General features: G+C 61.3%; 14 protein-coding genes. 7 read left to right on the top strand and 7 right to left on the bottom strand.

The window, feature by feature from the left end; all coding sequences use genetic code 11:
- The first annotated feature begins 4 nt into the window (after positions 1–4).
- The 3 genes from modA (at position 5) to MOP44_RS20855 (ending at position 2,254) form a co-directional block, all read left to right on the top strand.
- On the top strand, positions 5–784 hold the full coding sequence (gene modA / locus MOP44_RS20865; protein ID WP_260792334.1) for a molybdate ABC transporter substrate-binding protein: 780 nt from the start codon (positions 5–7) through the stop codon (positions 782–784).
- 74 nt (positions 785–858) lie between these two features.
- Positions 859–1,539 (top strand): molybdate ABC transporter permease subunit, encoded by a 681-nt coding sequence (gene modB, locus MOP44_RS20860; protein ID WP_260792333.1) that lies wholly within the window; start codon positions 859–861, stop codon positions 1,537–1,539.
- Positions 1,532–2,254: an ABC transporter ATP-binding protein gene (locus tag MOP44_RS20855; RefSeq protein WP_260792332.1), complete on the top strand. Its 723-nt coding sequence runs from the start codon at positions 1,532–1,534 to the stop codon at positions 2,252–2,254. The genes modB and MOP44_RS20855 overlap by 8 nt, the downstream gene beginning before the upstream one ends.
- 7 nt (positions 2,255–2,261) lie before the next feature.
- Here the strand turns inward: MOP44_RS20855 and MOP44_RS20850 are convergent, their stop codons facing one another.
- Positions 2,262–3,449 carry a PP2C family protein-serine/threonine phosphatase gene (locus tag MOP44_RS20850; RefSeq protein WP_260792331.1) on the bottom strand — a complete coding sequence of 396 codons (1,188 nt, stop codon included), beginning with the start codon at positions 3,447–3,449 and terminating at the stop codon, positions 2,262–2,264.
- 87 nt (positions 3,450–3,536) lie between these two features.
- Positions 3,537–4,574, bottom strand: a complete 1,038-nt coding sequence (locus tag MOP44_RS20845) for a UDP-N-acetylmuramate dehydrogenase (protein ID WP_260792330.1) — start codon at positions 4,572–4,574, stop codon at positions 3,537–3,539.
- Between the two features lie 71 nt (positions 4,575–4,645).
- Between MOP44_RS20845 and MOP44_RS20840 the strand changes: the two genes are divergently transcribed.
- Entirely contained in the window at positions 4,646–5,074 is a 429-nt protein-coding gene (locus MOP44_RS20840) for a BrxA/BrxB family bacilliredoxin (protein WP_260792329.1), read from the top strand.
- A 431-nt stretch (positions 5,075–5,505) separates the two neighbouring features.
- On the opposite strand, the gene MOP44_RS20835 is transcribed toward MOP44_RS20840, so the two are convergent.
- Positions 5,506–6,258 carry a Crp/Fnr family transcriptional regulator gene (locus MOP44_RS20835; protein WP_260792328.1) on the bottom strand — a complete coding sequence of 251 codons (753 nt, stop codon included), beginning with the start codon at positions 6,256–6,258 and terminating at the stop codon, positions 5,506–5,508.
- Positions 6,259–6,311: 53 nt separating this feature from the next.
- Complete coding sequence (locus MOP44_RS20830) at positions 6,312–6,659, bottom strand: (2Fe-2S) ferredoxin domain-containing protein (protein ID WP_260792327.1); 348 nt, start codon at positions 6,657–6,659, stop codon at positions 6,312–6,314.
- A 164-nt stretch (positions 6,660–6,823) separates the two neighbouring features.
- Between MOP44_RS20830 and MOP44_RS20825 the strand changes: the two genes are divergently transcribed.
- Both MOP44_RS20825 and recJ read left to right on the top strand, forming a co-directional pair.
- A complete protein-coding gene (locus tag MOP44_RS20825; protein ID WP_260792326.1) occupies positions 6,824–7,303 on the top strand; it encodes a hypothetical protein in 480 nt (159 codons plus the stop codon).
- A 5-nt stretch (positions 7,304–7,308) separates the two neighbouring features.
- Positions 7,309–9,105 (top strand): single-stranded-DNA-specific exonuclease RecJ, encoded by a 1,797-nt coding sequence (gene recJ, locus MOP44_RS20820; protein WP_260792325.1) that lies wholly within the window; start codon positions 7,309–7,311, stop codon positions 9,103–9,105.
- 69 nt (positions 9,106–9,174) lie between these two features.
- On the opposite strand, the gene MOP44_RS20815 is transcribed toward recJ, so the two are convergent.
- The gene (locus MOP44_RS20815) at positions 9,175–10,320 is read right to left on the bottom strand and encodes a PAT1 family protein (protein WP_260792324.1); all 1,146 of its coding nucleotides are present in this window, start codon (positions 10,318–10,320) and stop codon (positions 9,175–9,177) included.
- Positions 10,321–10,601: 281 nt separating this feature from the next.
- Positions 10,602–11,555 carry a DUF3034 family protein gene (locus tag MOP44_RS20810; protein WP_260792323.1) on the bottom strand — a complete coding sequence of 318 codons (954 nt, stop codon included), beginning with the start codon at positions 11,553–11,555 and terminating at the stop codon, positions 10,602–10,604.
- Between the two features lie 106 nt (positions 11,556–11,661).
- Here MOP44_RS20810 and tmk point away from each other — a divergent pair, with 106 nt between their 5' ends.
- A complete protein-coding gene (gene tmk / locus MOP44_RS20805) occupies positions 11,662–12,327 on the top strand; it encodes a dTMP kinase (protein ID WP_260792322.1) in 666 nt (221 codons plus the stop codon).
- A gap of 1 nt (position 12,328) precedes the next feature.
- Here tmk and MOP44_RS20800 read toward each other — a convergent pair whose 3' ends face one another.
- Positions 12,329–12,811: a DinB family protein gene (locus tag MOP44_RS20800; protein ID WP_260792321.1), complete on the bottom strand. Its 483-nt coding sequence runs from the start codon at positions 12,809–12,811 to the stop codon at positions 12,329–12,331.
- Between the last annotated feature and the right edge of the window lie 2 nt (positions 12,812–12,813).

The raw sequence follows: 12,813 nt of genomic DNA, 5'->3' as shown, positions 1-12,813 counted from the left end.
TTTCATGATGCGTCATCTCATCCTGGTTGCATGCGCGATCCTTGCGGCACCCGCCTTCCCCGCGCAACAGATTCGCATTGCGGCGGCGGCTGATCTGGAGCCTGTGCTGCCGCCGATTGTCGAGCAGTTCAAGCAGGCGACGGGGATCAATGCGCAGGTCACGTATCAGGCCTCGGCTGCGCTCACTACGCAGATCCAGAACGGCGCGCCTTTCGATTTGTTCCTGTCGGCGAATCTCGATTATCCGCGGAAGCTGATTGCAGCGGGGCTGGCCGAGGGCTTAGGCGATGGAACGGCGGGTTCGCCGATCGTCTATGCCAAGGGCGCCCTGGTGCTGTGGACGCGGAAGGACGGGTCCCTGACGCCGTCGGTCGAACTATTACGGAACCGAGCGTTGAAGCGGCTGGCGATCGCCAACCCGGACCGTGCGCCTTATGGCAAAGCAGCAATAGCGGCGCTGCAAAAACTCGGATTGTATGAGGCGCTCAAGCCGAAGTTCGTCATCGCGGAGAACATCTCGCAGGCCGCCCAGTTCGTGGATTCGGGGAATGCGGACGCGGGCCTCATCTCGCTGACTTCGGCTAAGACGGCGCGGCTCACGGCAGATGGGCGATACTTTGAGATTCCCGCGGATTCGTATCCGCCGATCGAGCAGGGCGCGGTTCTCGTCTCGAGAACGCAGCAACGGGTCGCGGCGAAAAAGTTTCTGGTCTTCCTCATGTCCGCGCCGGTGCAGGAGCAGTTGCGCAGGTACGGCCTTACGCCCGGGCGCCGGGTGCCTTAGACGCACAGGCCGACTGACAACCGACAACTGAGAACTGGCAACTGCCTTCCACGCTTTATCCTGTTCAGGAACCTATGGATTGGCAGGCCTTCTTCCTGACGCTGCGGCTCGCAGGGCTGACGACAGCCATCCTGCTCGTCATCGCGATCCCGCTCAGCGCACTGCTGGTCCTAGGGCGCTCGCGCTGGCTGGCGGTCGTGGAAGCGCTGGCCGCTTTGCCTCTGGTACTGCCGCCAACCGTGCTCGGATTCTTCCTCCTCGTCATGCTCGGACCGCGCACGGCATTCGGGCGCGGCATCATCGCAGTCCTCGGCCACCCGCTGGCATTCTCGTTCTCGGGATTAGTGGTGGGATCGGTGATCTACAGCCTGCCCTTTGCGGTGCAGCCCATCGTAGCGGGATTCTCGGCAGTCGAACCCAACCTGGTGGATGCCGCGCGTCTGCTCGGGGCCGGCCCGGAGCGGCTGGTCCGGACGCTGCTGGTTCCGCTCGCCAAGCGATCGATCATCGCTGCCGCGGTACTCACCTTTTTGCATACAGTGGGCGAGTTCGGCGTGGTGCTGATGCTGGGCGGCGACATTCCGGGCGCGACGCGCACGCTGTCGATCGTGCTCTATAACCAGGTCGAGAACTTCGACTACGCAGCCGCTTATCGCACCGCGGCGCTGCTGCTCGGATTGAGCGTGCTGGCTCTGATCGCCATTTATACGACGGCCAACCCGCGCGGTGATTTCCGGAGAAGTCGCCGTGCTTGAGTTCGCGCTCGACGCCCGCCGCGGCGCATTCCACCTCGAAATCTCCTGCCGGCTCACGGCCGAATGGACCGTGATCTTCGGCCATTCCGGCGCCGGTAAGAGCACTCTCCTGCGCTTACTCGCAGGACTGGACCGGCCCGACAACGGCCGCATTGCGTTCGGCGGCACCATTTTGACTGACATCGCCGCTCGGCTCTTCATGGCCCCTGGCCGGCGAGGCTGCGCGTTCGTAACCCAGCAGCCGGCGCTCTTCCCTCACATGAACGTGCGCAGCAACGTCGTCTACGGAGTGCGCCCGCGAAACAATCTGCGCGAATGGATGGGGCGCGTCGATGAGGCACTCGCGTTGGTGGGGGCGTCCGATCTTCACGACAGGTATCCCCGCGATTTATCCGGCGGCGAAGCACAACGGGTCGCGGTGGCCCGTGCCATCGCCGTGCGGCCAAAGCTGCTTCTGCTGGACGAGCCTTTTTCGGCGCTCGACGGGCCGGCGGCCGATGCCCTGCTCGATCGGCTCCAAGTCTGGCTGCGCAACAACGGCGTGCAGACCGTAATGGCCACACACGAAGCTGCCGATGCATTCGCTCTCGGAGCCGAGGTCGCGCTGCTTCAGGACGGACGTCTCGCCGCGCTGGGCCCGCCGCAAGAGGTGCTGGCGCAGGAGCGCGAACGGATTACTTCGCGGCTCAGCAATCGTGCCGTTCGTCTAAAGTGAGGCGCAACTACTTCGCAGCGACAACCACCAGCGTGGCGTCATCCTGAAACTGCGACCGGCAATACGCGTCTACACGATCCAGGAGCGATGTGCTCAACTCCATCGCGGACTGGCTGCTGTGGCGCGCGGCGAAATCAGCGATCCGCTCTTCTCCGAACTCCACTTCGTCAGGCGCTTCGGCCTCGGTCAATCCGTCGGTAAACACCAGGAAGCGGTCTCCTTCGGCCAGCTCGACTACTTCGTCCTTGTACTGCCACGCCGGAAATACGCCCAGCACGGCGCCGCTGTCGTTGAGCGCGGCAGCCTTCCCCTGTGTAACGAGAATCGGATCAGGATGACCGGCGTTGCAGTAGACGAGCCGGCGCGCGCCGCAGTCGAGAATCCCGAACAGAAACGTCACAAACTTGCCCGTCGCCACGTTCTCGCATAGCAGCCGATTGACCTTTCCGCACAACTCGGCCGGACTGATGTGTTCGCTGGCAAAGGCCCGGACTGCAGCCTGTACGTTGGCCATGAGCAGCGCCGCCGAGACGCCCTTCCCTACCACGTCGGCCACACAGAATGCGATGAGGCTTTCGCCGAGCCGGAAGACATCAAAGTAGTCGCCGCTCACCTCCCGCGCTGGGCGCCACGCCGCCGCAAGGTCGAAGCCATCGACCTTTGGAATCTCCTTTGGCAGCAGCGACTCCTGTATCTCACGGGCGCGCCGCAGCTCTTCCTTCTGCGACTCTACCTTGGCGGATTCCCGCTCCACAGACTGCTCTAATTCGCGGTTGCGCTCCTCGAATCGCTTCCGGCTTGTCTCGTAAACGAAGAATCCGATGCTGAATACGGTGGTGATCAGGATGGGGAACTTCCAGCCCGTTTGCACATAATGGCCCAGGCTCTGCGGACTCGGCGGGGCGATCAGCCACACCAGCGTGGATGAGATCAGATAGACCGGAAGCAGGAGCACCGAAAGCAGCGACAGAAAGACGAGCCAGTTGTAGGGAAAGCGGCGGCCAAGGTAGAGGGTTGACGCCTTACCCATTGGAAGCATCGTCAGGTTTCCGAGCGTAAGCGAATAAACGAGGATCGTAAGCGGATTGATGTCTTCGCCGATGGCCCAGAAGATGCCGGCTACGACGATAGAAAACGCGATGTATACCGCTTGAGTCTTGAGGAAAGCGATGAGCGAAGTGCGAGTGATCCGCATGGCGGCGCTCTCTACTCGACCTCACCGGGGAAACAGAGGAATCTTACACCCAATTCCGATCACTCAGTACAAAGGCGTGTGGCTCGGTTAGAACCCCACAAACACCGGCTCGGGCTGAAGGACCACGCCGAATTTCTTCTCGACAGTGGAGCGGATTTCCGCGGCAAGAGCAAGAATTTCGCTGGCCGTGGCACCGCCGCGGTTGACCAGGGCGAGTGTGTGCTTCGTCGATATGCCGGCGTTGCCGATGGAGAAGCCGCGCTGAAATCCGGCCTGCTCGATGAGCCACGCCGCCGGAATCTTCACCCTTCCAGCGCCCGCCACAAAACGGGGCGGCGCAGTGCGGGTCTTGAACTCGATGCGGTTCGCTAAATCCTCTGAAATGATGGGGTTCTTGAAGAAACTTCCAGCACTGCAGCAATCCGGTTCGCAGTCCGCCAGTACCATCGCTTTGGACGCGCGGATGCGGCAAACCTCCTTCGCAACCTCAACCAGTGAGGGTGCTGAACCGGCCGGAAAGGCATGCTGAAGATCAGGATATTTGAGGGTTGGCGCGCCGTCCCGGACAAGCTGGTAGTCGACCCGGGTAACCACAAATCGTCCCGCATCTGTCGTGTTGAACCGGCTCCGCCTGTAGGAAAAACCGCACTGTTCGGCATCGAACTCGCACATCCGGCGTTCTTTTAGATCGAGGGTCCGCACGCGGGTGATAACCGAGGACACCTCCTGCCCGTAGGCGCCCACATTCTGCACCGGAGTACCGCCCGCCGTGCCGGGGATACCGGCGAGACACTCGATCCCGGCGCAATCCTCTTCCACGGCGCGCTGAACGAGTTCAGACCACTCTTCGCCCGCGGCGGCGCGGACAAGGACACGGTCGTCGCGGACGTCCTGCTCCTCGATTCCCTTGATGGCGATATGAATAACCAGGCCGTTGAATCCGGCGTCGGCGATGAGGACGTTGCTACCCCCGCCGAGAACGAAAAGAGGGACCTTTCGCTCGTCCGCCCAAGCGGTTGCTTCGAGGATGTCGGCTTCCGATTGGGCCTCGACAAACCAGCGGGCGGGGCCGCCAATGCCGAACGTTGTAAAGGGCGCAAGAATCTTACTTTCTTCTATACGCATCTTGAAACAAGGCTACATCACGCAGTTTCCCGTAGAATTAAGGACAGGCATTCCCTGCCGGAGGTTTTTCAATGTATCCAGAGATTATGGTCATCCCGATGCGCGAGGAGCTGACCCGCGCCGGAATCCAGGAAACGAAGACCGCGGACGAAGTGGACGCGGCAGTCAACCAGCCCGGCACAACGCTCGTAGTGGTGAACTCGATCTGCGGCTGCGCGGCGGGCAAGATGCGTCCCGGCGTGCGCATGGCGCTGGCCAACTCGGCCAATCTGCCGGACCGCAAGATCACTGTATTTGCCGGACAGGACCGCGAGGCCACGGAGCGGGCGCGCAGCTACTTTGACGGAAATCCGCCCACGTCGCCGGCCATCGCCATCATGCGCGACGGCAAGCTGGTCTACCTGATGCAGCGGTTTGTCATCGAGCAGGCCACCGCACAGCAAATAGCGGGCGAACTGGTGCGTGCGTTTGACGAGCTGTGCACCAAGGCTACCGTTTAGATTCTGTTGTCAGTGGGTAGTAGTCGTTAGTCGATCCCTTCGGTCTGGTGCGCCTTGCGCAGCCGGGCCGGAGGGATTGCTGTTTCTAGCGCCAGCTGCGCGCAGTGTGATTCCAGAATGTCGATCAGAAAAAAAGGGTCTCTCGTTCGACCGGCGAAGTCCGAAAACGAGAGACCCTTTAAGCGGAAGGACTAAAGCTGCACCCGGCATCTCAAGGTGAACTGCGCTGCCTGAAGTGCAGCAGGTACAACAGCTCAGGTCCAGACTGCACGCTATGAGAAGCGAGTAACTAGCGTTCTCCACATCCCCTGACTCGGCCCTTGAGAACCGCCGGAGATACAGCAGAAGACCGCCATTGACTGGGCCCGGGCATCTTTACCACTCTTTCGAGTTTGTCATCAAGAAGAATGGGTGTCGTTGCGCTGGGGCAATCAAGCTACGGAGCGCCTCATATCCGTGGCTTCTTTCGCTTCATTGCCTACTCCAAGCTGCTCCGGCCGGCGCAAAATAATGCGTCCCCTCTTTTTGATGATGATCCCGGCTCGCTGCCACTCCGCTGTCAGTCGGCTGACGGTGTAGGGTGTGACCGCGGTGGCTCCCGCAAGGTCTTCGTTGGCTACCAGAATCTCGACGCCGCCGGGCACGCTCTTGCCGATGCCGCAGGCGAGCGACACCAGCAAGCGCGCGACCCGAACAGAAGCCTCTTCGGTCCCGATCGAGATCCGCGCAGACAATTGCCAGGCGCAATGCTCCGTGGCTGCGATAGAAAGCGCATTGTCAAGAATGATCGGATAGCGCATTGCGAACTCGCGGATCGTCTGCCGGTTCCACACCAGCCCGCAACCAGGTGTATGCATTTCTGTGCTGGCCACGTAGGGACTGGGAGAAGAGAGCATTGCCATGCCTCCGAATACCTGCCCGGCTGTGAGCCAGTAGACCAGGATCTTGCGGCCATCCCGGGTTATGACCGAATGCGCGCCCTGTCCGCTGGTGAGCAGATAGAGGTGCTCGGCGGCATCGCCTTCGTTGATCACGACGGAAGCACCAGTGAATCGCTGGTGTCTGGCCCTGGCCAGGATCTCGGCCAGAGCGCTGCGGCCCAGGCCGGCGAAAATGCGCGGGCTCAGACCATCTGGCAGACCTTCCACTCTACGGCTTAGCGACAGCTTGCAGTTGCAGTTCACGAGGACCTTGTATCAGGTATTTCGTGAACTGACACCTGCAAGTCTTAGCAGTCTTAACCGCGATGCGGACAGGCCTTGGAATTGATGCAGGAGTCCGCGATGCGCAGGCGCTCGACCGGGCGGCCATTCACCAGGTGCTCTTCGACGATCTCGGCCGCGTCTTCCGGTTTCACGAAGCCGTACCAGACCGCCTCAGGGTAGACGACGATGGTGGGGCCGTGCTCGCACTGATCGAGACAGAGGGACTTGTTGATGCGCACATTGGTAAGGCCAGCGGCCTTGGTGGCCTGCTGCAGTTGCGTGAACACTTCGCTCTTGCCATCGGCTGTGCAGGAGGGGCGGGGAGCGCCCTCGGGGCGTACGTTATGACAGACAAAGACGTGGTGGTCGTAAAGGGACAATGGTGATCTCCTCCTCTTAGATTACAGGGGACAGAAACGCCTGGACCCTTCGACTTCGCTCAGGCCAGGCTTCGGGACAGAGGGACATGGGCGAAGACAAATGTCCAAGTTTCCACAGGTGGACGCGTGGGGTGGGGTCCATCTGCGAAAATAAGGCGTTGACCATGAGCAAAGACAATCTTCTTGCGCTGAAAGACGACATGGTGGCCTTCATCGAGGGCCATGGCATGCAGCGTTTGCCCGGGTTCGTAACTGAAGACATTTCCTCTGTACTGTGGGACGGCAAAGGGAATCCTGAAGCATGGAAAGACTTCGTCGAGATGGCGAAGCATGTTGGATCACCGTTCATCACGTTCAGCGAAGTGACGCTGGAGCGCGAAGAGCTGGACGCGCTGATTGACGAAGCCGGCGAAATGAACTTCCCCGACGAGGAAGCGACCGAGCTCGTTGAGGCGCAGTGGCTGCGCAAGTACGCGGGCATGCTGGGATACATCCAGCTCGGATTTGTCTACCAAGGGATCGTGTTTCTGCATGAAACCACGACGGAGTGGTACGAGCGCTACCAGTCGCTGCTCGAAGACGTAGAGAGCTTCCACGACATCGTGATCGACGACGCGCACGAAGGCGACGAAGAGGACGAGTAATCCCGGTGGGAACAACAGCAGGCGCGGCGGCTCCAGGCAGGGCAACAAGGACGTTCCCGCGACAGCGTTGGGTAATCGCACCTCCTCACACCGAACAGGCAGAAGCCCTGGCCAAAGCCGCCAATCTGCCCGCAGTGCTTTCGGAGCTGCTGGTGGCTCGTGGCGTCACTGACGCCCACCAGGCGCATCGATTCCTCAATCCTGATGTAGGGCACTTGCACGATCCGCTGCTCATGCTGGGCATGGCGGAGGCGGTGGGGCGCGTCGAGCGAGCCATCGCGGCAGACGAGACCATCCTGCTCTATGGCGATTACGACGTGGACGGCACCACGGCTGTGGTCCTGCTCAAGACTGCCATCGAGATGCTCGGTGGAAGCGTGCGTTTTCATGTACCGCATCGGATCCGCGAGGGCTACGGGCTGCAATCGAGTGTGCTGGAGCAGGCCTACGCAGAAGGCGTGCGGCTGGTGATCACAGTGGACACGGGCATGCGCGCGTTTGCTGAAGCCGATACTGCTCGACGACTCGGGTTGGACCTGATCGTCACGGACCATCACTTGCCTAGTGCAACCGAGGCTCCACCCGATGCGCTCGCGATTCTCAATCCCAATCAGGTAGGTTGCGGTTATCCGGAGAAGTCGCTGTGCGGAGCGGCAGTCGCGCTCAAACTGGCGCAGGCGCTGCTGGAGCGGCGCGATCCGGCGCGGACGCGCGAGAAAACCCTGCCGAGCTTTCTGAAGATGGCGGCGATTGCCACCATCGCTGATGCAGTTCCGCTGCACGGAGAGAACCGGACCATCGCCGCGCTGGGGCTGCGCGAGTTGCGGCACCCGGTAGGCGCGGGATTGCGTGCGCTGTTCTCGGCGGCGCAGCTTGATCCAGCGGCGAAGGCGCTGACGGGGTTCGATGTAGCGTTCCGGCTCGCACCGCGAATCAATGCGGCGGGACGCATGGATGTGGCGTCGCAGGTAATCGAGCTGTTCTGCACACGCGACGGCGCGCGCGCTCAGGAACTGGCGACGAATCTCGAATCCCTCAATCGCCAGCGCCGCGAAGCCGAAGCCGCCGCACTGACCACCATCGACTCACGGCTGGCCGACGACGCGGAGTTCGCGGCGAGTCGCTTGCTTGTTGTCGACGGCGAGGGGTGGCATCGAGGCGTCATCGGCATCCTCGCCTCGCGCGTGGTGGAGCGCACCGCCAAACCGGCCATCGTGGTCAGCGTGGAAGACAACATCGCTCATGGGTCGGGACGGTCCGTGGACGGCTTCCCTCTTCTCGAGGCGATAGAGACCTGCGGCGACCTGTTCACGCGATTTGGAGGCCACGCCTTTGCCGTGGGCTTTGCCATGCCGGCGGAGGCGCTGCCGGAACTGCGGCGGCGGCTGAACATCCACGCGGAAGAGCGGCTGGGCGCGAAAGAGCCAGAGCATCTGTTGCGGATTCACGCAGAGCTTCCGCTGGACCGCATCACCTCCGTGCTCGCCGGATGGCTCAAAAAGCTGGAGCCTCTTGGCCACGGCAACCCGGAGCCGATCTTCATGGCACGCGGGGCGCGGATTGCCTCGGCTCCGCGCATTATGAAAGATCGTCATATCCGGCTCGATCTGCAGCAGGACAGCATGGGCGCGGGCGGCCGCACTACGCGCTGCGTGGGCTGGGACTGGGCAGAGCGCTGCCTGCAAATGCAGTTGGTCGCCGGCAGTCAGGTAGACGTGGCGTACCGAATTCGCGAGAACGATCATCCGCAATATGGCGGCGTAGAAATCGAAGCCGTGGGGATTCGCCCCGCGGAAGCCTGATTCATTCTTCACGAAACGACAAGGCCCACGGTTAACCGTGGGCCTTCGTGCGTGTCTGTGGAATCCGCATTAGCGCTGCGGCTCCCGAGGATGCGAGTTGGGATGCGGTTGCGGAGCAGGGTGTGATTCCTGCCGCGGTTGCGGTGCGGCATGCGGCTCCGGACGCGGTTCAGGACGCGATTGCGGATGCGACTGAGGCATCGGTGCCGGGCGGGAGTCCGGACGCGGTTGAGGCTGCGGGATTGGACGCGATTCTGGCCGTGCCTGCGGCTGCGGAGCCGGACGCATTTCGGGCCGCGGCTGCGGCTGGCCCTGCGGAGTGGGACGCGTCTCAGGACGTGCTTCGGGATGATTGCCGGGCTGGTTCGGCTGAGCCTGGCGATACTCGGGGCGGTTGTTCGGGTTTGCAGTCACCGCACCGGGACGCGCGTTGGCATTGCCATTTACTTCGCCAGGGCGGGCGTTCACATTCCCATGAGCGTTGGCGGCCGCCGGCGGCGGATTGTAGTGTGCGGCCGGTAGAGGCTTGGCCAGCGCTACCTGCTGCGGGCGGCCGTGATTGTTGTTGTAGAAGTTGCCCTTGTCAGTACGCGCAGTCTGAATATGCTGCTGCTGATACTGAGTGGGAGCCTGGTGCTGCTCGTGCATCGCCACCTGCTCTTGCGGAGTAGGCTCGTGGCGGATGCCGCCAGGCCCGCCTGAATAAGCAACGCGGTTGTTGTTCACAACTGTGTTCTGCACCACTACGGTCTTATTGATGTACGTGTTGTGAATGACTGTCTCATTCACATGAACAACAGCCGTGTTGTAGGCGAACTCGTGGCCGCGCCATTCGCCGCCTGCGAAGCCAACACCCATGTAGCCGTATCCATAGTTCACGCCGCCGTAGTAGCCCACGTGCGGGCCCCAGTATCCGGCGTGGAATAGGTAGACGCCGTTCTCAAAGCCCCAGTAGGGCGGTGTCCAAAGCGCGCCCTCATAAGGAGCCGGCACCCATGCGCCGGGCACCCAGTAGTAGCCGGCCGCGTCGTAGTCGTAAGCCCAGTAGCCGGGCGACCACATCAGGCCGGGCTCAGGGCAAGGGGGTTGCTCATAAACTGGCAGGACGGGGGGTGCGATATTCACGCTGACAAATACCCCTGCGCGAGCCTGCGAAATAGTGAGGGAAAGAAGCAGCGCCAGCATCAGCCAGCGTGCGGATCGAAACAGACGCATAAAAACCCTCCTGAGTCGGTTGTGCCCTTCTTTGATTGCCAGATTCTACGGGGCACCTGATTGAGTGGCCCATTCGATTCGATTTGTGTCAGCGGCCCAGCCGAGTCGACGTCGGCATTGCGTTTGTTAAAACGAGAAGAGCCGCGGAACCCATTTAGCGCTCGGGCAGGCCGGAGGGCCTGCCCGAGCTACTTAGTTTGAACGCGGTTTGCTGATGAAAGTTGTCAAATTCGGAAAAAACCTTGCGCGCTGTAGGGTTTTCAGTCCCGCAGATACGGGGATCAATAGCGAAGGCTGAGGCCGAGTCCGAAGACGCTGCGCGCGTGCAGGTTAACCGGGATGACGATGGGTGTGCCTCCCGGGCCGATCACCGCCGTTTGTCCGATCATGCCCGCGACCTGCCCGATCCCTACGTCGAATGCAAAATGCGGATTTTCGCGCTGGGTAATGCGAACCGCATAATCAAGCGTCGTTGGCAGATGGGCGCGCGACCCCGGTGGATACATGATGGCGTCCAGGTTCTTGGATGTAGGCGGCTGCTGCGAGAATCCGGCGGCTGGAACGATGGCGGTATGCAGTGGTCCTGGCAACGGGAAACCGAGCCCGCCGAAAAGACGTCCGCCAAATCGCGTCGCCTGGCCGCCTATTCCATAGATTGACGCATTCGTGAATTTCAGTCCGAAATTCGCCAGGAATGGCAGCGGCTTGTGCAACCACGTCTTGGTTGCCGCGGCGTAGACGTCCCCGTTCGTGTAGCTCTTCAAGGTGCCGGTGAAAGCCTCGTCCAGCGCGCCGGTAACGAACTTATCGTCCCAGCGCGTGACGAAACCCACCGCCACGCCGGGAACAGGCGTCTTGAACTGACCATCCTTCAGCAACACCACCTTTCCGTGCACGATGTTCATGCCCGCAAAGTGCCAGAGCTTGCTGAATAGCGGATCATTGCCCAATGAATGAACCTCGCGCGTGTAACCAATTTCAGCGCGGTTGGCAAATCCCTCTGTGATGTTGAAGGTCTGAACGTTTCCAATCACCTGGTCAACGTTGACGAAATGGTAGCCAACGGCGGGGAAGGAGAAGATGTGTTTGTCCTTCGATGGAACCACGTAAGCAGTGGGCGTAATGAATCCGCCGGTCTGGCCTTCAAGCGTGAGATGCTGCGCCGGAAGGACCGAACCGGCCAGAAGAAGGAACAAGCCTAGACGCAGCAGTGCGCCCGGGATGGATCTGCTCATAGAACCGTGACCTCCGATTGGGGAATTACGCAGGTCTGGAACAAACCAGTCTTTTATCACAAGCAGGTAAGGATCGTCTTGGGGCGCTCAATGGTAGACTCTCGCCATGTCACGCGGTCTGTTCATCACGCTCGAGGGCCTCGATGGTTCGGGAAAGACAACGCAGCTGAAACGGCTTTCGAATTGGATGCAGAAACGCGGAGTATCGCCAGTCATCACGCGGCAGCCCGGCGGAACCGCCACAGGGGACCGCATCCGTGAACTGCTGCTTGATTCGCGCTCGGTACATCTGTCTCCGATGACAGAAATGGCCATGATGTTCGCCGATCGCGCACAGGCCATTGCAGAGGTAATTGAGCCGGCGCTGGCCTCAGGCAAAACCGTGCTCTGCGACCGCTTTACAGATTCGACAGAGGCCTACCAGGGCGGTGGCCGCGAGCTAGGCTCGGAAGTCGTGCTCGAGATGCACCGGCTCATCTGCGGCAATCTTCAGCCGGATCTCACGCTACTCTTGCTCCCCTCGCTCGACAAGAGCCTCGACCGCGCGCGGCGCCGTAACGATCGCACCGCCGAAAAGAACGGCCCCGACGAGAGCCGCTTCGAAGGCGAGCAGGATGCGTTCTTCCGCCGCGTGTGGGAGAAGTATCGCGAGATCGCGCACCGCGACTCAGACAGAGTGGTCGCGATCGAAGGCGATCTCAGCATTGATGACGTGCATGAGCAAATCGTCGAAGCCGTGTCAGAGCGTCTGGTGATTGCGCACAGCCACTAAGCTATTCACCGCTCCACCCACCCAAGATGCGCCGCAGCAGCACAAGCTGGCCCAGATGGTATGCATTGTGATCCGCAGCGAGCAGCGCCTCGCGCATGAGAGTCTGACCGTCCCCGTGCGGAATCTTCGCGAACAAGTCGTTGGACTCATCTTGAATCAGCTTGCATAGCGCGTCGTTGTCCTGGCAGTACTGGTGGACGCTGCGGTCCCAGGCCTTTTCATCGGGCGGCTCAGGCTTCGGCGGCCAGTAGCCCTCCGGCCACTTCGGCGACTCATGCTTACCGTTCCGCGAGAACTCGAGGATGTCCCATTGTGCAATGCGCATGTGCTCCAGAACCTCCCAGGGGCTGTGCGGCGAGCCCTTGGGCCGCTTGCCGCGAAGCTCCGCGGGAAAATCCCTGATCGATTGTGCGAAGTCAGCGTGAGCGTTGCTGCCGTTGAGGTTCTCAATGAGCTGTTTGCGCAGGACGGCTGTCTCGGGCATGG

It is taken from the genome of Occallatibacter riparius, from assembly GCF_025264625.1.
Classification (GTDB): Bacteria; Acidobacteriota; Terriglobia; order Terriglobales; family Acidobacteriaceae; genus Telmatobacter; species Telmatobacter riparius.
Note: the sequence above shows the minus strand (reverse complement) of the source record. Positions and strands in the feature narration are given on the sequence as shown.

Bases quoted from the DNA above. Each gene is read 5' to 3' on its own strand.
- tmk (WP_260792322.1), top strand. From the start codon at position 11,662: ATGTCACGCGGTCTGTTCATCACGCTCGAGGGCCTCGATGGTTCGGGA.
- modA (WP_260792334.1), top strand. From the start codon at position 5: ATGATGCGTCATCTCATCCTGGTTGCATGCGCGATCCTTGCGGCACCC.
- MOP44_RS20840 (WP_260792329.1), top strand. From the start codon at position 4,646: ATGTATCCAGAGATTATGGTCATCCCGATGCGCGAGGAGCTGACCCGC.
- MOP44_RS20845 (WP_260792330.1), bottom strand. From the start codon at position 4,574: ATGCGTATAGAAGAAAGTAAGATTCTTGCGCCCTTTACAACGTTCGGC.
- MOP44_RS20825 (WP_260792326.1), top strand. From the start codon at position 6,824: ATGAGCAAAGACAATCTTCTTGCGCTGAAAGACGACATGGTGGCCTTC.
- MOP44_RS20800 (WP_260792321.1), bottom strand. From the start codon at position 12,811: ATGCCCGAGACAGCCGTCCTGCGCAAACAGCTCATTGAGAACCTCAAC.
- MOP44_RS20810 (WP_260792323.1), bottom strand. From the start codon at position 11,555: ATGAGCAGATCCATCCCGGGCGCACTGCTGCGTCTAGGCTTGTTCCTT.
- MOP44_RS20815 (WP_260792324.1), bottom strand. From the start codon at position 10,320: ATGCGTCTGTTTCGATCCGCACGCTGGCTGATGCTGGCGCTGCTTCTT.
- modB (WP_260792333.1), top strand. From the start codon at position 859: ATGGATTGGCAGGCCTTCTTCCTGACGCTGCGGCTCGCAGGGCTGACG.
- MOP44_RS20850 (WP_260792331.1), bottom strand. From the start codon at position 3,449: ATGCGGATCACTCGCACTTCGCTCATCGCTTTCCTCAAGACTCAAGCG.